This is a genomic window from Dialister sp. UBA1703 (genome assembly GCA_002320515.1).
GTDB lineage: Bacteria > Bacillota > Negativicutes > Veillonellales > Dialisteraceae > Dialister.
Genome location: DCJJ01000157.1, coordinates 1 through 20,403 on the forward strand (window position 1 = coordinate 1; position 20,403 = coordinate 20,403).

The 20,403-nt window shown below is 50.4% G+C and carries 16 protein-coding genes and 1 tRNA gene; 1 reads left to right on the forward strand and 16 read right to left on the reverse strand.

Going from position 1 to position 20,403, the window contains the following annotated elements; genetic code table 11:
* Positions 1-457: 457 nt before the first annotated feature.
* From B2Y11_RS07080 to B2Y11_RS07135, 12 genes are all read right to left on the reverse strand, one after another.
* Complete coding sequence (locus tag B2Y11_RS07080; RefSeq protein ID WP_291057703.1) at positions 458-1,669, reverse strand: NAD(P)-dependent malic enzyme; 1,212 nt, start codon at positions 1,667-1,669, stop codon at positions 458-460.
* Positions 1,670-1,698: 29 nt separating this feature from the next.
* Positions 1,699-2,466, reverse strand: coding sequence for an adenosylmethionine decarboxylase (speD, locus tag B2Y11_RS07085; protein WP_291057705.1), 768 nt, complete (start codon positions 2,464-2,466; stop codon positions 1,699-1,701).
* Positions 2,467-2,607: 141 nt separating this feature from the next.
* Positions 2,608-3,201 (reverse strand): XTP/dITP diphosphatase, encoded by a 594-nt coding sequence (locus tag B2Y11_RS07090; protein ID WP_291057707.1) that lies wholly within the window; start codon positions 3,199-3,201, stop codon positions 2,608-2,610.
* 9 nt (positions 3,202-3,210) lie between these two features.
* A complete protein-coding gene (locus B2Y11_RS07095; protein ID WP_291057709.1) occupies positions 3,211-4,695 on the reverse strand; it encodes a hypothetical protein in 1,485 nt (494 codons plus the stop codon).
* A 585-nt stretch (positions 4,696-5,280) separates the two neighbouring features.
* On the reverse strand, positions 5,281-5,880 hold the full coding sequence (locus B2Y11_RS07100; protein WP_291057711.1) for an SGNH/GDSL hydrolase family protein: 600 nt from the start codon (positions 5,878-5,880) through the stop codon (positions 5,281-5,283).
* 186 nt (positions 5,881-6,066) lie between these two features.
* The gene (locus B2Y11_RS07105; protein ID WP_291057713.1) at positions 6,067-9,204 is read right to left on the reverse strand and encodes an efflux RND transporter permease subunit; all 3,138 of its coding nucleotides are present in this window, start codon (positions 9,202-9,204) and stop codon (positions 6,067-6,069) included.
* A 9-nt stretch (positions 9,205-9,213) separates the two neighbouring features.
* Positions 9,214-10,401: an efflux RND transporter periplasmic adaptor subunit gene (locus B2Y11_RS07110; protein ID WP_291057714.1), complete on the reverse strand. Its 1,188-nt coding sequence runs from the start codon at positions 10,399-10,401 to the stop codon at positions 9,214-9,216.
* Between the two features lie 141 nt (positions 10,402-10,542).
* Complete coding sequence (locus B2Y11_RS07115) at positions 10,543-11,016, reverse strand: YhcH/YjgK/YiaL family protein (RefSeq protein WP_291057716.1); 474 nt, start codon at positions 11,014-11,016, stop codon at positions 10,543-10,545.
* 87 nt (positions 11,017-11,103) lie between these two features.
* Positions 11,104-11,180 (reverse strand) — tRNA-Val (locus B2Y11_RS07120).
* A 956-nt stretch (positions 11,181-12,136) separates the two neighbouring features.
* The gene (gene radC / locus B2Y11_RS07125; protein ID WP_291057718.1) at positions 12,137-12,820 is read right to left on the reverse strand and encodes a RadC family protein; all 684 of its coding nucleotides are present in this window, start codon (positions 12,818-12,820) and stop codon (positions 12,137-12,139) included.
* Positions 12,821-12,871: 51 nt separating this feature from the next.
* Complete coding sequence (locus B2Y11_RS07130) at positions 12,872-13,135, reverse strand: DUF4321 domain-containing protein (RefSeq protein WP_291057720.1); 264 nt, start codon at positions 13,133-13,135, stop codon at positions 12,872-12,874.
* A gap of 521 nt (positions 13,136-13,656) precedes the next feature.
* The gene (locus B2Y11_RS07135) at positions 13,657-14,232 is read right to left on the reverse strand and encodes a hypothetical protein (RefSeq protein ID WP_291057721.1); all 576 of its coding nucleotides are present in this window, start codon (positions 14,230-14,232) and stop codon (positions 13,657-13,659) included.
* A gap of 165 nt (positions 14,233-14,397) precedes the next feature.
* Here B2Y11_RS07135 and B2Y11_RS07140 point away from each other — a divergent pair, with 165 nt between their 5' ends.
* Entirely contained in the window at positions 14,398-15,018 is a 621-nt protein-coding gene (locus tag B2Y11_RS07140) for a hypothetical protein (protein ID WP_291057724.1), read from the forward strand.
* 183 nt (positions 15,019-15,201) lie between these two features.
* Here the strand turns inward: B2Y11_RS07140 and B2Y11_RS07145 are convergent, their stop codons facing one another.
* From B2Y11_RS07145 to B2Y11_RS07160, 4 genes are all read right to left on the reverse strand, one after another.
* Positions 15,202-15,681, reverse strand: coding sequence for a hypothetical protein (locus B2Y11_RS07145; protein WP_291057725.1), 480 nt, complete (start codon positions 15,679-15,681; stop codon positions 15,202-15,204).
* Between the two features lie 576 nt (positions 15,682-16,257).
* A complete protein-coding gene (gene gltX, locus B2Y11_RS07150; RefSeq protein ID WP_291057727.1) occupies positions 16,258-17,718 on the reverse strand; it encodes a glutamate--tRNA ligase in 1,461 nt (486 codons plus the stop codon).
* A 3-nt stretch (positions 17,719-17,721) separates the two neighbouring features.
* A complete protein-coding gene (gene ispD / locus B2Y11_RS07155) occupies positions 17,722-18,885 on the reverse strand; it encodes a 2-C-methyl-D-erythritol 4-phosphate cytidylyltransferase (protein ID WP_291057729.1) in 1,164 nt (387 codons plus the stop codon).
* Positions 18,878-19,939, reverse strand: coding sequence for a PIN/TRAM domain-containing protein (locus B2Y11_RS07160; RefSeq protein ID WP_307973147.1), 1,062 nt, complete (start codon positions 19,937-19,939; stop codon positions 18,878-18,880). Before B2Y11_RS07160 ends, ispD begins: the two co-directional genes overlap by 8 nt.
* Positions 19,940-20,403: the final 464 nt, after the last annotated feature.

Sequence of the window (20,403 nt, forward strand, 5' to 3'; positions counted from 1 at the left end):
GTGGCGTCAGCCACCAAAGGGGGGTGTTGCTTTCCCATCGCCCGCCAGGGCGGTTGTGAAGGTTTTATTAATAATGGTGCCCCTTATTTCCAAAAGAGCGCCCACCACGGTCTTTGCCCCCTGCGCGACAGCGACGCAACCCTTGGCCCGTGCGCTAGGGAAGCGCTGATTAAATCGTTATCGAATTTCATTCTTGCGTTTTTATTCAATGCAAGGAATAAGTCGACGNNNTGAAATTCGATTCTGCGAATTAATCAGTGCTTCCATGGCACAGGGCCATATGCCCCTCAGCCGCGCAGCGGCAGGCCCCTTCGGGAATACCGACCCCGACCCCAATCCCGATCCCGATCCCAACCCCAATCCCGCCGCAGGCGGCTCCCCAATCCTCCAAAATGCAAAAAACTCCCCCACAGAGTTTTCCACTCTGCAGGGGAGTTTATTTCTTCACATGATCCGATCAGTCTTTGTACTGCTCCGGAAGTTCGGTAACTCTTGCCACGCCGGAAGCAATGGCTGCTTTAGCAACTGCCTTTGCTACTTCGTAGGGGACTCTTTCATCGAATACGTCTACCACTACGTGATCCGGATCCAGGGTGCACTTGGTGGCCAGGTCTGCCAGGGCGTGAGCGGCTGCCAGTTTCATTTCTTCATTAATCTGACGGGCTCTTACGTCCAGGGCGCCGCGGAAGAGGCCCGGGAATACGGAGGAGTTGTTTACCTGGTTATGCATGTCGCTTCTGCCGGAGCCGTAGATGAATACGCCCTTTTCCTTGGCTTCTTCTTCCATGATTTCCGGTACCGGGTTTGCCATGGCAAATACGATGCTCTTGTCGGCCATGGTCTTGATGGCGTCGCAGTTGAATACGCCGGGAGCGGAGCAGCCGATGAGTACGTCTGCGCCTTTGACAGCGTCGGCGAAAGTGCCCTGTTTGTTTTCAGGGTTTGTCTTCTTAATCAGTTCCAGCTGTACGCGGTCCCGTTTGCCATTGTCATAGAGGATGCCTTTGGAGTTGAGGATGGTCATGTTTTCCGGTTTTACGCCGTCTTCCAGAAGGAGGCGGGCAATAGCAGTGCCTGCTGCACCGGCGCCGTTCATGACGACCTTGATTTCATCGATCTTCTTGCCGGTGACTTTGAGGGCGCCCAGAAGTGCTGCCAAGGCAGCGATGGCGGTGCCGTGCTGGTCATCATGGAATACGGGGATGTTCATGATTTTCTTCAGTTCGTCTTCAATGTCGTAGCATTTCGGAGAGGAAATATCTTCCAGGTTGATGCCGGCGAAGTTCTTTTCCAGAAGTTTTACGGTGTGGATGAATTCATCTTTATCCTTGGTGTCAAGGACGATGGGGATGGCGTCGATATTGCCGAATCTCTTGTAGAGAGCGGATTTGCCTTCCATAACTGGCATGGCAGCAGCTGCGCCAATGTCGCCCAGGCCCAGGACGCGGGTGCCGTCGGAAATAACAGCGACTACATTGCCTCTCCAGGTCATTTCCAGGGACAAGTCTTCATCCTTCTTGATTTCCAGGCAGGGTGCGGAAACGCCGGGAGTGTATACGATGGCCAGGTCATGGCCGTCTTTCATGTCCGCATTGAGGGCGGTTTTAATCATCTGGTGCTTTTCTTTACGAAGAGCAGTGGCTTCTTTCTTCAGTTCTGCAGTATCCATTCTTTTCCTCCTTGTAATAAAGAATACAATCAGTCTTTAATGGCAGGCATGTTCCTGCCATTGAATATTTCATACATTTCCTGTTTCAGCAGGCGGCGGATTCTCTTCTGTTCCCGGGGACTCAAATCCTTTTCTGTCATATCGAAAAGGTAGTTGTCCAGTTTGAAATCGTGGAGAATCATTTTGGTATGGAAAATATTTTCCTGATATACATTGACGTCGATCATGTCATAGGCATGCCGGAGTTCCGGTGCCATGTAGTTCTGGATGGAATTGATCCGGTGGTCAATGAATATTTTCTTTCCGTTCACATCACGGGTAAACCCTCTGACGCGGTAGTCAGTAATGACGATATCCGCCTCGAAGGAACGAAGCAGGAAATTCAGCGCTTTCAGCGGCGAAATCTGTCCGCAGGTGGATACGTCGATATCCGCCCGGAAGGTGCAGATGCCGTCCTGGGGATGCATTTCCGGATAGGTATGGACGGTAATGTGGCTCTTGTCCAGATGGGCTACCACATCCTGCTTTTCCACTTCCTCCTCCGCAATGAGCATGGTCACGCTGGCGCCCTGGGGATCATAGTCCTGCTGGGCAATATTCAGCACCTGGGCGCCGATGGTGTCGGCTACCTTCTGGAGAATGCCGGTGAGCCTCTCCGCACTGTACTGTTCGTCAATATAGGCGATATACTTTTTCCTCTCCTCTTCCGTGCTGGCATAGCACACATCATACATGTTGAAGCTGAGAGTCTTCGTCAGGTTGTTGAAACCGTAAAGCTTAAGCTTACTCCTTTTCATGAAGTAAACTGACACCTCCCTGTATTCCTTCTGATGGAACATTCAAATTATAACATAAGGTTACATATTTTTAAATAGGCCGGTAACAGGTATACCTTTTAAGTATCAATAAGTATAGGCTCCATGACTTTTGGTCACCTGTTACATTTTTGCATTTTTCAGCTTTTCCAGGAGCGCCCTTAAAGCCCTTCCCCGGTGGCTGATTTTATTCTTTTCCTCCATAGGAAGTTCCGCCATGGTCTTTCCGTAGGAGGGCAGGTAGAAGAGAGGGTCATAGCCGAATCCTCCTTTTCCCTGGTAGAAATCGCGGATAATGCCTTCGCAGGTGCCCTCCGCCGTCATTTCCTTCCCGTCAGGCCATGCCAGAGCCACTACGCACAGGTAGCGCCCTTTCCTGTCTTCTCTTTTGTAAGGCTTAAGGTCTTCCACCAGTTTCCGGTTATTAGCCTCATCATTCCCGTGGACGCCGGCATAGCGGGCGGAATAAATGCCCGGCCTGTCTCCCAGGGCATCGGCAATGATGCCGGAATCGTCGGAAAGCACGGGATAATTCACAGCCTTCGCATAATATCGGGCCTTCAGCAGCGCATTTTCCTCAAAGGTAGTACCCGTTTCTTCCGGTTCCGGCACATCCGCTATTTCCGCCACAGGCACCGCGTCCCATCCGATTTCCGAAAACGCCTTCTGAAACTCCCTGATCTTCCCAGCATTGTGGGTTGCAAGTACGATTTTCATAAAAACCTCCTACAAGGCCGGATGACCCATCATCATGCCTACGGAACTTCTCTTCACCAGACGCCATCCCTTTTCCGCTTCCGCCAGACGGGAAACAGACTCCCTGGCTGTCCTGCTGATTTCATCCATTTTTTCTCTGTCCGATACAGGAAGGGGGATACGGAGAAGGCGAGACAGGGTAAAGGCATAGTCCTCCCCGTTCCTCATGGTTTCCAGGAAAAGGCGACCCACCGGGCCGTCCAGATAGAGTTTCAGATACCAGGGAGTATAGAAACCGGAACTCCGAAGGCCGAAGACCCCTTCTCCTGCCACATATTCCTCCCCTTCTGATACCGGGAAGAAATGAATTTCTCCTTTGTATAAGGCAAGAACCAGATCCCCACCCTTAAGCAGGGTCCCCTCCTTTCCCTCATCCCAAACCGCCGCTCTCAATTCTTCCGTTCGGATTTCTGAATCCGTAAGGGCGGAAGGTGTTAATATCACATGACGGCCGGCCGGAAGGATTTCCTTCTCTACGCTCTGGAATTCCTCTCCCAGAGGATGCTCCATCTGAAGGATATTTCCTGCCAGAATGGCCTGGAGAGCAGGCACAGCATTGTAGGCATACACATCATAATTCCATTCATCCGCTTTTTTGAAGGAGGAATCGGAAAGCTTCATCTGATTCTTGAAAGAACACTTTCCATCGGTGAACCCCATATTTCCGATGAATACCAGGTCTGCCTTCTTTTCAAAACCAAGGAAAGCATATTCCCTCTCCCCTACAGCCAGATCGTAATAGCCGGAAAGGCGGCCGCTCTGAAGGATGTCATTTCTCACACCTTCCATGGGGCCTGAAGACCTGGTAAAGGATTCATAGGGAACCACCCAGTCCATCTGCCCTTCCTCCGAAAGAAGGGGCAGGAGCTGCTTCTCCTCTTCCCCAGACTCTCCCCAGTGGAAAATGTAATCATACCGCACCTCATCCTCAGCAAGTTCCCCGGTCAAGAGGAAACGGCAGCGGGGAAACAGAAGCTGCAGCCTTTTCTTCCAGACCGGACTTTTTACCACAAAGGCCAGCCGCTTGTCCGACAGATGGTCCCACAGCCTTGCGGCATAGGGAAGGTAGGACTCCGCACCGGAAAAAAGAACCGTCTTCCCCGACTCAGCCGCCCGCTCTTCCCCATAGGCCACAAGCGCCTTCATTTCATCACCCAAAGGAGAAATATCCGGCGCAAAGACCATGGGATCCACCCGAAGGGCCAGAGTATACACCCTTACATAAGTGTCTGCATCCCCTTCATACATCCCCAGCTTATCCGCCGTTTCCTTCATATTATTATATAAATCTTCAATGGAAATACCGTACTGCTGGTTCGTAGGATTTAAAAAAAGGACATAATCCAGATACCGCGCCCGCATGATCTCATCAAAAATGCGATCCGACGGCACGCCATACCGGGCAAATGTCTCTGTAGCATCATGTATATCTTCCCTTGTCATGACCGGAATCATAATATCCTCCTCTTATATAATGTAATCTCATAAGATATTATACGACATGGGCCATGAAAAAGGCTACTCTAAAAAAAGGGCCGCGTTGCGGCCCCTTTTTAAGAGGGTTCCCTCCCCCATTTATTGTCCCACCGCTTGCGGAGGGAAGGTGGTGGCGCCAGCCACCAAAAAAAGGGGGGGCGGGCCTTTCGGGCCCGAAGGTTGCAGCCGCCTTCGGCGGCAGGTTGTTTAGAAGGGTTGTGTTTCAAGGGGCGAAGGGAAGATTCTTAAGTTTGACCAGCCTGTGGGGCCACAAAGTGGCCCGGGTTCAAAGGGTTCTGAAGGTTCAAAGGATTCAGAGGGTTGTGGATTGCCGCTTCGCGGCAATGATTATAAAGTCAGCGTTACGGGATTTGCATTGTGTCACTATGACTCCTCGTCATTTCGAGCGGTTGTGCAAGCCGGTATGATTCCATAAGTTCATGGAACCGGTGAAACGGAGCCGAGAAATCTCCCTGCAGAAAGCTGCTTGTCGATTGGTCAGCCGACTAAAAGAAAGACTCTTATTGGACCGGCGGCGGTTGAAATGACGATATGAGGCTTACATCATTTCCCATTTCCCCCGCCCCACACTTTCACCGCAAGAAGGGCCATCTTTTCATAGCCTTCTTTATTGGGATGAATACCGTCGGTATACCATTTTTCCTCCGGCGGGAGGGCTTTGGTGAAATCCATAACCCGTATCCCCAGGTCTTTAGCCAGGGCACGGAGGAATTTCTGATAATCCAGAAGATCCCTTTTATTTCTCTTAAAGGATCCCGCCTCCTGCCAGCCCGTTTCCACGCTCATTTCCGTAAAGAGAGGAGGGATGCCCAGGGTAAGAGGAATTCTTTCGGAAAGCCTTCCCAGTTCTTTTTCCACCCTGTTTTCCAAAACGGCAAGGCGGATACCGAAGAGGATATCATTGGTGCCGCCCATGAAGAAGAAGCCCTCATCTTTTCTGACCCTGCCGGAAGCGGCGGACAGGCTGTCCAAAATATCGCCGCACAAACTTCCGCATACGCCGTGATTGTAAAGGGAAATCCCCTTCAGCCCCTGATTTGCCAGTGCCACCCACCCCTGTCCGGGCAGTACGCCATAGCCTTTGGTCAGGCTGTCACCAAAGCAGTGAATCATCGAAATGTTTCTGTTCCATAAAGCGCTCATGATTATCACCTCTCCTTGATTGTAGCATATATGGAGCCCCTGCGTGGCCCGGGTTCTATGGGAAAGGTTCTTAAGATTGACGGGCTGCAGGCTATGTTCACTTTACCCCGTCTGATGTCTAATCCCTGCCATCTATCTTCCCCAAAATAAAAAAGCCTCCCGAAGGAGACTTTTTTATTTCATCCATTATTCATCGATGGTGACCGGTTTCTTAGGTTTGCTGAACCCGTGGATTCTTTCGATAACAATGAAGAGCATAGGTACGATGAAAATCTGGAAGAAGGTGGCCGACAGCACACCGAATACGACGGCGATACCCATTTCAGAACGGGAGTTGGAGCCGGCGCCGGTAGAGAGGGCCAGGGGTACGTTGCCCAGAATGAAGGCCAGAGAGGTCATGAGAATCGGGCGGAGTCGGATCTGGGAGGCTTCGATGGAAGCTTTCACCACTTCCATACCGCTGTCTACGCGGACCTTGGCGTATTCGACAATCAGGATGGCGTTCTTTGCCGCCAGACCGATGATGGTCAGAAGACCGATCTGGAAGTAAATGTCGTTATACACGTTGAAGGCAAAGGCACCGAGGCAGGCACCGAAGAAACCTGTAGGGATACCAAGGATGACGGAGAACGGGATTTTCCAGCTTTCGTAGAGGGCTGCCAGTGACAGGAATACGAAGAGCATGCCCAGAGCCAGTGCATACACTGTCTTGCCGCTGGCTTCCCGTTCTTGGGCGGAGGATTCGGCGAAGGCGTATCCGTAGCCGTTTGGCAGGGTTTCCTTCGCTACTTCTTCCAGTGCATCCAGAGCCTGGCCGGAGGAGTATCCGTCAGCCTGGTTGCCGCCGATCTTAACGGCAGGGAAGTTGTTGTAACGGGTAATGACTGCAATGGCGTTGGATTTCTTAGGTGTAATGAAATTGGAAATCGGCACCATGTTGCCTTTGTTGTCCTTCACCATGAGGAACTTGTTGTCGCTTGGACTCATGCGGTACTGGGTATCTGCCTGGGCCACGACTTTGAAGTTACGTCCGTAAATAGTGAAATCGTTAATCTGTACAGAGCCGTAGTAGGCCTGAAGGGCGGTGAAAATATCACCCACGTTGACGCCGTTTCTGGCAGCCTTTTCTCTGTCGATATCGTAGTTATAGGACGGGGTATCCATGCGGAAGGTGGTGTAGGCCATCTGGATTTCCGGGCGCTGGTTAGCAGCTGCCAGGAATTTGCCGATAACGGCCTGCATGTTTTCGTTGGAGTCGCCGCTCTTGTTCTGGATATAGAGGGTAAAACCGCCGGAGTTGCCGAGACCCGGAATAGGAGCGGGGTTCAGGGCCATAAGGGTGACGCCGGGATGGGTAGCATTGAAGGCAAAGGCCTTTGCCATGACGGCAGGAAGCTGTTTGTCCTTTGTTTTACGTTCATCCCAGGGCTTCAACTTAACGAAGGAAAGACCTGCATTAGGCTTCTGACCACCGGAAAGAATATCCATGCCTACTACGCCCTGGGTCACTTCTACCGCCGGATCCTCACCGATATATTTCAGGAATTCAGTGAGGTACTGGGCGGTTCTGACGTTCACAGCACCTTCCGGCAGCTGCAGTGCATTCAGGAAGAAACCATTATCTTCCTGCGGAATGAAGGCCGTAGGCAGTTTCACAAACATGAAGACAGCCGCAATGAAAAGGGCAAAGAGCACGCCCAGCGGTACATAAATGGCATGGGCCAGTTTCCGGAGAATCATGCCGTAGATTTCAATCATACGGTCAAAGCCGTCGTTGAAGCGGTCCCACATACGGTCGATTCTCCCCTTATCCGCTTTCTTCTTGGCCGGTTTCAGAAGGCCGGCGCAGAGGGCCGGTGTCAGGGAAAGGGCGGTGAAGGCGGAAAGAATGACGGAAACCGCAATAGTCAAGGCAAACTGCTTATACAGGATACCCATAATGCCGCCAAGGAAGGCAACCGGTACGAATACGGCAGCCAGCACTACGGCTACGCCGATAACCGGGCTCTGCACCTTCTGCATGGCTTCCACCGTAGCTGCCTTCGGATCAAGGTTGTTGTAGCGCATTTCGTATTCCACCGCTTCGATCACTACGATGGCATCATCTACAACCAGCCCGATAGCAAGAACCATGGCGAAGAGGGTCAGGGTATTAATGGTGAATCCAAGAATTTCAAAGGAAGCAAAGGTGCCAAGAAGGGATACAGGCACCGCAATCATCGGGATAAGGGTAGATCTCCAGTTCTGCAGGAAGATATACACAATGATAGCTACCAAAAGGAGGGCTTCCACAAATGTTTCAATAACTTCCTTGATAGAAGCGTAAATGAAATCGGTATTATCCATGTTGATGACATATTTCATATCATCAGGGAAGGATTTCGCGTCTTCCGCAAGCTTTGCCTTGATGGCACCGATGGTCTGTACCGCATTGGCATCATCGGTCAGGGAGAAGGCTACGGCGGAAGTTTCATAATTGCCTGCTCTGGAAATGAAGTTGTAATCCTTTGCATCCAGCTCTGTACGGGCCACATCCTTCAAACGAAGAAGGCTGCCGTCATTGTTGGTACGAAGCACGATATTGCCGAATTCTTCAGCAGTCACCAGACGACCTTTGGCGGTGATGACATACTGGAAAGGCTGATCCATGGAAACAGGCGGCGCGCCGATATTGCCGGCGGCAATCTGTTTGTTCTGGTTGGATACGGCAGCAATGACTTCGGCGGCGGTGATATTGTTCTGCGACATTTTGGATGGATCCATCCAGATACGCATGGCAAAGTCGGAACCGAATTCCTGCACCGTACCTACGCCTTTGATGGATTTCAGTTCATCCAGGTAGTTCATGCTGAAATAGTTTTTCAGGAAATTCTTATCGTAGGTGCCGTTAGGAGAATAGAAGCTTACCACCAGGGCCATATCACCGGAAGATTTTCTGGTGGTAACGCCGATGCTTCTTACCGTATCCGGCAGGCCTGCATCGGAAGCGGTGACACCGTTCTGTACACGGACAGTAGCCAGGTCGGAGTCCGTGCCCATGGCAAACTGTACTGTTAAGGAATAGGAACCGTTGGAGTTACTGTTGGAGTTCATGCTGTCGAACCCTTCCACCCCTACAACGTTCTTTTCTATGACTTCTGCCACTGTCTGGGCAACGACTTCCGCATCAGCGCCGGGATAGGTAGCCCTTACGGAAACCTGTGGCGGCGTAATGCGGGGATAGCGGTCCACCGGCAGGGAGAAGACAGCCAGCAGCCCTGCAATGGAAACCACCAGCGCCACAACGATAGCAAAGATAGGACGCTTGATAAAGAAATTAGCCATAGGTCCTCCTTACTGCTTTGCAGCAGTGCCGCTCTGGCCTTTGACGGAATCTCTGGCATCCTGTTCCAGTTTGTCTTTGGTCGTTTCTTCAGGATCTACGGCCTGGCCTACCTGTACCTTGTTCTGGCCGTCCACAACGATAACGTCATTTTCATCGAGGCCGCTTTCAATAATGGTGTAGATACCGTAGGTGCCGCCCACTTTGACAGACTTCTGGGCAATCTTGCCGTCTACCACCACGTCTACAATATCCTTATTCAGGAGCTGTACCAGTGCTTTGATAGGAATGAGGAGAGACCCCTTGGCGATTTCATTATCCGAAACCACAGAGGCATACATGCCAGGCACCAGGAGATTGTCCGGGTTCGGGAAGGCCGCCTTCATGGAAAGCTGCCCGCCGTTCATGTTCGGGTTCACCTGCACGATTTTACCGGTGTGGCCGTAGATGGAGCCATCGGACAGACGGATTTTCAGGTTATCCCCCAGCCCTGCCGTACCGTTTCCATCATGGTTCTTGTTCAGAGCCAGGTATTCGTTTTCCGACATATCAAACTGTACATAAATGGGGTCGGAAGAAGAAATGGTAACAAGAGATGTGGTGCCGGCAGTGGCAAAGGTACCGATATTCACATCATCCATGGAAAGCTTACCGTTGAAAGGAGCCGTCACGACGGTATCCCCCAGGTTGGTGGAAGCAATATCCACCTGTGCCTGGGCTGCTTCCATGGCACCCTTATAGGCTTCCGCTGCCGCCTTCTGGTTATCATATACCTTCTGGGAAATGGCACCGGATGCGATGAGCTGGTCATAGCGGGCCAGATCGCTGGCTGCATTTTCATAATTGGCAGCAGCCTGGGCAGCCTGGGCCTGGGCAGTAGCCAGCTGGGAACTGTAATTTCTTGTATCCAGCCGATACAGGGGCTGGCCCTGGGTTACCTGTTCACCGCCGGAAATATACTTCTCCATCACTGTGCCGGACACCTTGGAGCGGACCGGTACTTCCTGCAGCGCCATAATAGAGCCTGTATACTCTCTCATAATCGGCGTATCAGACTTGAACGGCTTAAATGTGGAAACCTTGATAGCCTGCTTCTGTCCCGCCGCCTGCTGGGAAGAGCCGCAGCCGCCAAGGAAGACTCCGCCGGACAAAAGAAGCCCTGCTGCCATGACTGCGGCAGCCAATTTTCTATATTTCATACATAACCCCCTTGAAAAGATGGTGGAGCAGTTTTGGGCAAATTAAAACTATCCTGCTCTTTTGAATTGTTCTTATGATAGCAGATTATTGACCAATAGTCAATCAAAATCACACCTGATTTTGACTGTTAAATCATGAATTTACAGCAGCTTTTCCACAGGCACTTTCATCACTGCCTTGCGGAGAACCTCCCTCCCCTTCTTTCCCTGGCAGAGAGGACGGTGCAGATCCTCTGGGAAGAAAACGGCAAACCGGCCGACTGTGAAATAAACCATGGACTCCCTATCCCTTCGGGACTCAAAGAAATACAAATCCCGGTCTTCGTAAGACTCCACCTCCCGGGGCGAATCAAAAACAGTTTCTACGCCGATCCATTCCTCCTCCCCTTTGATTTCATACTGGATATCAATAAACTTCTTATGCCCCTCCAGCTTTCTTTCCTCCGCCGGCTCCGTAGAAGGCGACTCCACCGACATGGTGCAGCCTGAGAGCTCGTATTTCCCGTCAGGCACAGATGTAAAATCAAAAGACCGGATGGCTGAAAGGCAGTCATAAATAAAAGAAGGAAGCTGCTTTTTGTACGCTTCCAGATGGTGAATATCTCCTGTAATCATCATGTCCTCCTTATAAGAATCATTTCTTTTCATTATATCATGAAGCCCCTTGGAGGGCATGAAAAAACCCGCCGACCGGCGGGTTTATGGTGGGACTATCTGGGTTCGAACCGGAGACCTCTTCGATGTGAGCGAAGCGCTCTGACCAACTGAGCTATAGCCCCATGACGAAGATTATTATAGCACAGGAAGAAGAATTTGTTAAGGGGGTTTTAGTATTTTACTGATAGGCCACTACGGGCCACTACGCTGCCCGGGTTCAGAGAAAAAGGTTGACGGCCCTTTGGGCCGAGGGTGGTGGCTGAAATGGCTCTTAGGATTGACCGGCCTACGGCCGGAGGGTTCTCAGGTTTGACAGCTGCTTCGCGGCTGAGGGTTGTGGTGGCGGCTGACGCCGCAGGATAAAAAGGGACGCGCCTGTCGGCGCAGGTTGTGTAAAAGGGTTGTGTAGCAGGGGGGGTGGGGGAAGGGTCCAGAGGGTTCAAAGGGTTCAGAGGGTGGTGGATTGCCCTTCGGGCAATAATTATGAAGTCAGTGTTACGGGAATACCTTTTGTGTCACCAAGGGTACATGGCGAAGTGCAAAAGCCTTCTTCCTCCGGAAGACGACAGTCCTGCAGAGGACTGTCGAGTCGGGCTAATATTCGAGTATAGCCTGCCCCACAGGGGAAACGACTCACTGGATTCTCAGGTCGCTCATGCTCCCCTACGAATCCAGTTCGCTGTGCACACACTAAGCGAGCACCTTAATGCCCGACGGTGTCGCCGTCAGGCGACGGATGATAGCGGATTTTCGCAAGGGGCGCGCTAATTCAGTCGTTATCAGATTTCATTCTTGCATTTTGGTTCAATACAAGGAATAAGCCGACGCGAATAGCCAAAGCTATTTAAGGAGGCTTATGACGCAGTATGGGGCCAAAATGCTTATGAAATCTGATTCTGCGGCTGAATCAGTGCTCCCCTCAAAAATCCGAGGCCCCAAAGGGGCCTAATTGACTCTTCCGTAAAACGCCGCCTGCGGCGGCGCCTTTGCACAGTAAAGGCCTATCCTTACCCCTGCCCTCAGCTCCTTCCCAAGAAAGGAGCCTGACGACTCGGCACGTACAGCAGTGCCTCTCCCCTCACAAACATCCCCTCTCATGGAGGCTCACAAAAGTTCCGTCCCCTATGATCACGTGGTCCAGTACTTCCATATCCAGCAGTTTGGCAGCGGCTGCAAAGGCTTTGGTGATGTCCAGATCCTCCTCCGAAGGCTCCGGGTAGCCGGAGGGGTGGTTATGGACCAGAATGAGGCCGTAAGCCTTGTAGCGGATGCCCCATTTCAGGGCCTCTTTAATATCCACCGGCGCAGCATTCAGATTTCCTTTCGTAATGATACGGTATCCCAGAAGCCTGTTCTTCACATTCACATAAGCGGTGACAAAATGTTCCTGGTTTTCATGGCGCAGTTTTTCCATGAAAAAAGCCGCCACCTTATCCGGCGCGCTGAAACTGACCAGCTTTCTTTTATCGCAGATAAGAGAAAGCCGGCGTCCCAGTTCTACCGCAGCGCAGATAGTGACAGCCTTGTCCGGTCCTATGCCCTTGATGTCCGTGAGATCCCGCCAATTAAGGTCCTCATAGCCGTTGATACCGGTTTCCCGTTCCAGCAGGTCCACCACCTCCTTGGCGATTTCCATCACTGAATGGCCCTGCCGCCCGGTACGCAGAAGGATGGCCACCAGATCCGTATTGCTGGCCAGCCGGGGAGAAATTTGAAATCGTTCTCTCGGTTTATCTTCGCTTCGCATTTCCTTTATGAGCATGGTGTTCACCTCATCAATGGACAACTCTATGGATTTGTATGAAATGAAAAATCAGAATTTCTTGTACAGCCACGCCGCAATCAGAATGCCGGCAATGCTGATCAGATTCGGCGCAAACCGAAGGCCGAAGTGAAACTGGAGAATCCCCAGATTCAGGAAAATGTCCTTCAGGTCAAAAATCTCAAAGGTCTGCGTCAGATAAGGCATAAGGCCTACAAAATTAACTCCTTCCATCACCTGGCCCAGAATGCCGCCGATTAAAGCGCCGGCTGCCAGAAAAAGAAGAAGCGGGAAAAATCCCTTGGAAAAATGCATGATAACAACTCCTATTGATTAAAGGTTTTTAAGTTTGACCGGCCCTTCGGGACGGAGGGTTCAAAGGGTTCAAAGGGTTCAGAGGGTGGTGGATTGCCCTTCGGGCAATGATTATGAAGTCAGCGTTACGGGACTTGCATTGTGTCACCTGTGCTGCATAAGGTAGTGTTATAGCCCCCTTCCTCTGGAAGGCAGAAGCCCTGCAGAGGGCTTCTGCGCCGGGCTAATATGTGAGCATAGCCTGCCCCACAGGGGAAACGACTCACTGGATTCGCGGGTCGCTACGCTCCCCTACGAATCGTGTTCGCTTGCCATCCCTATTCAAGAGGGAGAATAAACCGCTCTACGCTTTCCTGTAGACTCATGTGGCACAATGCTGCGCGTCCATAGTGCCCCCTCGAAGAGGGGGGAAGGTGGTGGCGCAGCCACCAAAGGGGGGTGCGCCTTTCCATCGCCCGCCAGGGCGGCTCCCTGGTTTTCCTAGCTCACTAGCTCACTAGTACACCAGACCAGCCCACTAATCAGAACTCACTTCCCAGAGCAATCTTCCCGGCCACTCTTTCTGCCAGTGCCTTTCCTGTGGTGTCGGCGGTGCGGTACTGGTAAATGACCCGCCATACCGTATCCTTCTGTGTGAAAATATATTCCTCCACCGTGAGATCCGTACTCTTTCCCCTGGATGATTCGGTAAAGGTAAAGGTCAGTTTCTTCCCCTTCAAATCACCGATGGATACATCCTTCACATCCGATTTCACATGAGACAGAGCAGGATTGCTCTTCAGTATTTCCTGGGCATTGGAAACAAGCACCTTTTCATTCACATCGGCAGTTGCCTTGTCCCCGGTTACCAGAATCTGCAGATGGCTGTTATGGCCTTCCGCCTTCACCACCGAAGCCCCCCGGTCCCCCAGGTCCACCTGTTTCCCATTGGAAACAAGCTCGAAGGGCGTGGAAATGGTAATGGTCTGGTTGTCGCAGTGAATCCGGTTCTTGCCGAACACAAACTGGTCATCCAGACTGTTTCCGCAGCCGGCAAAGAGAAGGGACACCCCCAGGAGACCGGCGGCCAATATTAGTTTTGATCTTTTTATATTCATAGTCCAACACTTTCCTCGTATTTTGAGTTATCGGCTTTATTATACCATATTATGATGGAGGCTTCAGAAGGTTTAAGAGTAGAGGGTAAGTGTCAAGGTTAATATGCCTGTGGCCCCAAAGGTTCCTAAGGTTCTTGGGCTTGACAGATCAGCGGAGCGAGGATTATGGATTGCCCTTCGGGCAATGATCAAAAGTCAGCCTTACGGGGCTATGCTCCCACTGCCGGTGTTAACGAGCAGGCTGTATTTGCAATCGTTGCACAGGAAAGTTCGTTTGGTGATTTTGATGCTGTTGGTAATAATGTTATGCAAATCAATGATCGTGGCCAATTTGTTGAGGTCAGGAATCTTCCTGATGATATTAAAGCCCAGATTGGACGTACTGACGGCACGATTCGTGTTGTTGATATTTTCCCACAGGCTCTTGTTTCTGAAGGAAACCCTGTTAGAAGTGATCCTAATTGTGATTTACAGCAGAATATCATGGGCGGCCTGTTAATTCTTAGAGATAAGATTATGAGCGCCGGTGGTAATGTTGAACAGGGGATTCATGATTACAATAGCGGTGATGAGTATATCAATCAGATTCGTAATGCATTTTATCAGTTTACCGGTGCGCGTCTTGTTCTTCGCAGTGGTACTACTGGCGGCTTCATACATTTTACGACTGATGAAATACATCAATACTGGCTTATGTGCACCTTTGTTGTATTCCTTTGTTTTGCTGCCTATAAAGTTTGTTCTGATGTATCTCGTATATGGTCGGGTTCTTATCAGTTAAGATAGGCATTGTTAGATAAAAAAAGCAGTGAAAAATGATTAAACATTTTTCACTGCTTTTCTTATTTATTGAATGATTTTATTTCTTTTTAAGTAAGCTCCTTCAGAATTTTTAATTGCTGTCAATCTTTGATGGGGCATGACTTTTTTATATTTATCCAGTACACCAATGACTATCAATGCGGTTTCTTAATGTTTTTTATTTCCATCATCTAATACGGCATCTTTACTGAGATGTATTTTTTCCAGTTCTTCTTTATCTCTGGCTAAATTATCATAGTATTTTTTGTTTTTGTTATATACTTCTAAGGCTGCTTCATAGCCATTTTTCATTTGTTCTGTACTTACTTCTTTTATTTCTGCTTGTCCTTGTGTCATAGTTTGTGCGCTGTCTTTGCTATAATATTTATCAGGCTCTAAAAGTTTATACTTTACAGGATCTTTCTGATAGTATTCTGCAAGGGAATCTCCCGCTTTATCAATGGCTTCCATGTTTTTCTTAACATCCTGCTGAAGCCATTTTGCTTTTTCAAGAGGATCTTTAGGCATCTGTGTCTGTGCGGCTACTGCTGATTTTGCATTGTTTGCATTGCTTCCGCATCCTGTAAAAGTGATTACGGAAAGTCCAAGCATAACGGCGGTCATGGCTAATTTGACTTTTTTGTTCATTTTACGTCTCCTTTGTTAATCTAATTTATAATACATTTTACCCCACGGTTTAAAAATCAACTACATGATTTATTTCTATCAAAAACAGGCTAATATAAGTTATTTTTAGATAGCTGCCACGCAGCAGTCTCTATACCTTTACCCTGCCTACGATTTAGCAATGGAAATTCTAACCTCTGATTGCCGCTTACCATGGTTATACCCTCAAGATACAGGGATGGCCCGATACCTATTCCGCCGGGAGATTTCTCGACTCCTCAAATCATACAGTCGCTTCCGTTTTTCATCTATCCTGCCAGGTTCCCCCGCTCGAAATGACGATAAGGCAGACAGCAGCTCTGTCATTTTCTCTGCCCGCCCTCCGTCTTTCCTGCCGACTGGTATTCACCACGATAAACCTCACTTAAGTTATGTACCAAGATCCTTCGCTGCGCTCAGGATGACGACAGGTGAGGCGGCTGACATCTGATAGTCTCACGTCTGACAATCTGATGTCTACCATCTATCGCCTATCTTCTAACCTCTATCTCTCCAAAGAAAAAGCCCCGGAAATTTCCGGAGCTTTTCTTATGGATTTCAGCAGTATTTAAGGCTGTCTCTCAAGCGGGAGAAGGTCTTTTCCCGTCCGAAGAGGGCGATCATGTCATAAAGGCCCGGTCCGTGGGTGACACCGGTCAAAGCGATTCTCACCGGTTCAAAGGCTGCCTTGCCTTTGATGCCGGTTTCTTTCATGAGAGAGGAGAAGCATTTCTTAATGGAGGCTTCGTCGAAGGTTTCCAGTTTCTCCAGGGCGTCGGCGAAGGCGGTGATGATTTTGCCGCTGGTTTCCTGTTTCATAATGGACAGGGTTTCTTCGTCAGTCACTTCCGGCAGGTCTTCAAAGAAGAGTTTGACATTTTCCGGAGCCTGGGCGCAGTAGTAGAGATGATCACGAACGTACCAGACTACCCTGGTAAGCCAGTCTTTCTGTTCAGCGGAAAGTGGGGTCTTTACGTAGCCTGCTTTTTCGATGAAGGGCAGGGTCACGTCAAGCAGCTGCTGTGGAGACAGTTTCTTCATGTACTGGAAGTTGATCCAGTTCAGTTTTTCGATATCGAAAACGGCGTCGTTGGAGGAAACCCGTTTCATGGAGAACTGTTTAATCAGTTCTTCTCTGGTAAAGATTTCCTGTTCGCCCTTAGGTGCCCAACCCAGGAGTGCCAGGTAGTTTACCATGGCGTCGGGGAGGTAGCCCGTGTTTTTGTATTCGGTGACGGAGGTGGCACCATGGCGTTTGCTCATTTTCTTGTGGTCTGCGCCAAGGATAAGGGAAATATGGCCGAATTCCGGTACCGGATAGCCCAGGGCTTCATAAATAGCCAGCTGGCGGGGGGTGTTGGACAGGTGTTCTTCCGCACGGATGACGTGGGTGACGCCCATGAGGGAATCATCGATAACTACGGCGAAGTTGTATACCGGAATGCCGTCGGATTTCACGATGATGAAATCGCCTACGCCGGATGCCTGGAATTCCACATGGCCTCTCACCATGTCATCGAAGGCAAAGACGCCGTCTTTTCTGACTTTGAGGCGGATAACCGGCTTTCTGCCTTCTGCTTTATACTGAGCAATCTGTTCTTCGGTCAGGTGACGGCAGTGGTCGTCGTATACAGGGGTCTGGCCGGCGGCCACCTGTTTCTTTCTGCTTTCTTCCAGTTCTTCTTCTGTGCAGTAACAGTAGTAGGCTTTGCCTTCATCCAGAAGACGCTGTACTTCTTTCTTGTAGATGTCAAGGCGTTCGGTCTGGCGGTAGGGGCCGTTGTCGCCGCCTACGTCGATGCCTTCGTCCCAGGTAAGGCCCAGCCATTTCAGGGATTCCTTAATGTTTTCTTCCGATTCCTTAGTGGAACGCTTAAGGTCCGTATCTTCGATACGGACGAGGAAGGTGCCATCTGCATGACGGGCTACCAGCCAGTTGAATAAAGCGGAACGGGCGCCGCCGATATGGAACGGGCCTGTGGGGCTTGGAGCAAATCTAACTTTCAGTTTCTTTTCCATTACTTAACTCCTCCTGCATACGATGGATGATGCCATGGCGGCCATGCCTTCCCGGCGGCCGATGGCTCCCATCTTTTCATTGGTTGTTGCTTTGATGCCTATATCACCAGGCAATATATCCAAAATACCGGCAATTCTTTCTTTCATGGCCGGTATATATTGGGCCAGTTTTGGCTTTTCAGCGATAACGGTGCTGTCGATATTTCCTACCACATACCCTTCCCCTTCAATGATATGCTTCACTTCCAGAAGAAGGCGGGCGCTGTCGGCGCCGCTGAAACGTTCGTCCGTATCGGGGAAATAGTGGCCGATGTCCGGCAGGCCGCAGGCTCCCAAAAGGGAGTCCATAATGGCATGAAGCAGCACATCGGCATCGGAGTGGCCCAGAAGACCGCCCTTTTCGGAAATCCGAACGCCCCCAAGGATCAAAGGCCTTTCTTCATCGAACCGGTGCACATCATAGCCCTGTCCGATGCGGAAGGGGCAGCGGTCTTTCCGAAGCACCTGCTCCAGCCTGTCCATGTCATCCGGTGTGGTGACCTTGAAGAATCTTTCCTTTCCGGGAATGAGCTTCACCGGCACCCCCAGCTGTTCCAGCACGGAAGCATCGTCGGTGAAGTTTCCGCCCCGGGAAAGGAAATCCACCGCCCGGTGGAAGAGGCCTGTCAAAGCCCCCTGGGGGGTCTGGGCACGGAAGAGATTCTTACGCTCCGGCGTTTCCACGATGCGGTCCCCTTCTACCTTTTTGATGGTATCAATACAGGGCACCCCCACAGCCACCGCCGGGCTGCCCTCGCTGATGGCAGTAAAGGCGTCGTCAATGGTCTTCCCATCCACCAGAGGACGGGCGCCGTCATGGACAAGCACCTTGTCCGACTCTTCCGACACCATGTGAAATCCATTCCGCACGGATCCTGCCCTGTCGCTTCCGCCGGGGGCGAACACGACACGGATGGAGTGGGGAATGGAATGGACGATGGATTCAAAAACCGGTTTCTCCTCCGGCTTGGTGACAATGACCAGTTCGGAAAGGAGACGGCTCTGGAATACATTTCTTAAAGTGTAATAAATAAGAGGATGGCCCTCACAGGACAGGAGCAGCTTATTCAGGGACGCCTGCATGCGGCTCCCGCTTCCTGCAGCCACCAGTATAAGTGAATTAATCATTGGAGTCCAGCTTTGCAAAAATCATTTTGCCTGCAGAGGTCTGCAGGACGGATGTAATAATGACGGGCACTTCCCTGCCGATGCACTGGCTGCCGTTTTCCACCACGATCATGGTACCGTCTTCCAGGTAGGCAACCCCCTGCCCTTCTTCCTTCCCCTGCTTCACCAGCTGCACAAAGAGCTGTTCGCCGGGAATGACAGCAGGCTTTACTGCAATGGCCAGGTCGTTGATATTGAGAACGCTCACCCCCTGGAGCTCTGCCACCTTGTTCAAATTGTAATCATTGGTGACAATTTTATACCCCTTTGCCCGGGCCAGCTTTACCAGTTTCGAATCCACTTCGTTCATATCTTCGAAATCATCGGTAATGATGTGGAAATCTTTGCTGTTCTTCTTCATGTGGTTCAGAATATCAAGGCCCCGGCGGCCGCGGTTTCTTTTCAGCACATCCGAAGAGTCCGCAATCTTCTGCAGCTCTTCCAGTACGAATACAGGCACATAGATAGGCCCCTCCAGGAAACCGGTGCGGTAAATATCCGCCACCCTGCCGTCGATGATGATATTCGTATCCAGCAGTTTTCCTTCCCTCTTGTCCTTATTCTTCTTTCTGTCGGGCTCTGAATGGAAATGGAACCAGGACGCCATTTCCGACTTCTTGCTTACCGCCAGATGCATGCCCAGGTAGCCCAGCACAATGCTCAAAGCCACGGACACATAGGGCCCGATATAAGGCACGCTGATAAAAGCAAGCCCTACCAGGTTTGCAATAATAAGCCCCAGAAAGAGCCCCAGCGTGCCGGCCACCAGATCCTGCACCGACATGGAAGACAGAGACTTCTCCACCCTTGAAGTGAACGCAAAAAGACTCCTGTTCAGGTAAGGAGAAATAAAGCAGCCCACAATGGCCCCTAAAATCCCGCCTATCAGCATCGCTCCCAGGGACATAAACGTAACACCCAGAATGGTTTCCGTTAGTACTGATTTAGGAAGCAGCGCAGCCAGCACCGTTTCCCCCTGTCTGGAAAGAACGATACCAAGAACGGTAAAGAGCAATATGAATATTCCTCTTAATATTTTTTCCGGCATCTTAAATTCCCTCTTATGATTTACATGAAATTCCCATTTTTATGGATCAAAGCAGTCTATCACAGTTAAAAACTTTTCCGTATCAATTATTATACCAAATTGCATAGACAATTTATACAGAAATAATGAAAATTTTCCAAGGGAAAAACAGAAAATACAGAACGGAGAGGGTTCCTTTCCCCATTTACAGTCCCATCGCCTGCAGGGTGTCATATGACGGAAAGCCGGAGTCTCCTTCCAGTGGAAGGAGACTCCGTTACGCACTGATCTTCCCGCCTGACATGGTCATTCTGAGCCCCAGGCGAAGAATCTCGGTACATGCCGCTAGTAACACATAGGTTATTAAATACCGGTGGGCGGGAAATGCTTCCGGTGTATGCCGTAAGTGACTCCAACCCTCCTATAAACTAGGGAAGCGCTGATTAATTCGC

Bases quoted from the DNA above. Each gene is read 5' to 3' on its own strand.
- B2Y11_RS07080 (WP_291057703.1), bottom strand. From the start codon at position 1,669: ATGGATACTGCAGAACTGAAGAAAGAAGCCACTGCTCTTCGTAAAGAA.
- speD (WP_291057705.1), bottom strand. From the start codon at position 2,466: ATGAAAAGGAGTAAGCTTAAGCTTTACGGTTTCAACAACCTGACGAAG.
- B2Y11_RS07090 (WP_291057707.1), bottom strand. From the start codon at position 3,201: ATGAAAATCGTACTTGCAACCCACAATGCTGGGAAGATCAGGGAGTTT.
- B2Y11_RS07095 (WP_291057709.1), bottom strand. From the start codon at position 4,695: ATGATTCCGGTCATGACAAGGGAAGATATACATGATGCTACAGAGACA.
- B2Y11_RS07100 (WP_291057711.1), bottom strand. From the start codon at position 5,880: ATGAGCGCTTTATGGAACAGAAACATTTCGATGATTCACTGCTTTGGT.
- B2Y11_RS07105 (WP_291057713.1), bottom strand. From the start codon at position 9,204: ATGGCTAATTTCTTTATCAAGCGTCCTATCTTTGCTATCGTTGTGGCG.
- B2Y11_RS07110 (WP_291057714.1), bottom strand. From the start codon at position 10,401: ATGAAATATAGAAAATTGGCTGCCGCAGTCATGGCAGCAGGGCTTCTT.
- B2Y11_RS07115 (WP_291057716.1), bottom strand. From the start codon at position 11,016: ATGATTACAGGAGATATTCACCATCTGGAAGCGTACAAAAAGCAGCTT.
- radC (WP_291057718.1), bottom strand. From the start codon at position 12,820: ATGCTCATAAAGGAAATGCGAAGCGAAGATAAACCGAGAGAACGATTT.
- B2Y11_RS07130 (WP_291057720.1), bottom strand. From the start codon at position 13,135: ATGCATTTTTCCAAGGGATTTTTCCCGCTTCTTCTTTTTCTGGCAGCC.
- B2Y11_RS07135 (WP_291057721.1), bottom strand. From the start codon at position 14,232: ATGAATATAAAAAGATCAAAACTAATATTGGCCGCCGGTCTCCTGGGG.
- B2Y11_RS07140 (WP_291057724.1), top strand. From the start codon at position 14,398: ATGGATTGCCCTTCGGGCAATGATCAAAAGTCAGCCTTACGGGGCTAT.
- B2Y11_RS07145 (WP_291057725.1), bottom strand. From the start codon at position 15,681: ATGAACAAAAAAGTCAAATTAGCCATGACCGCCGTTATGCTTGGACTT.
- gltX (WP_291057727.1), bottom strand. From the start codon at position 17,718: ATGGAAAAGAAACTGAAAGTTAGATTTGCTCCAAGCCCCACAGGCCCG.
- ispD (WP_291057729.1), bottom strand. From the start codon at position 18,885: ATGATTAATTCACTTATACTGGTGGCTGCAGGAAGCGGGAGCCGCATG.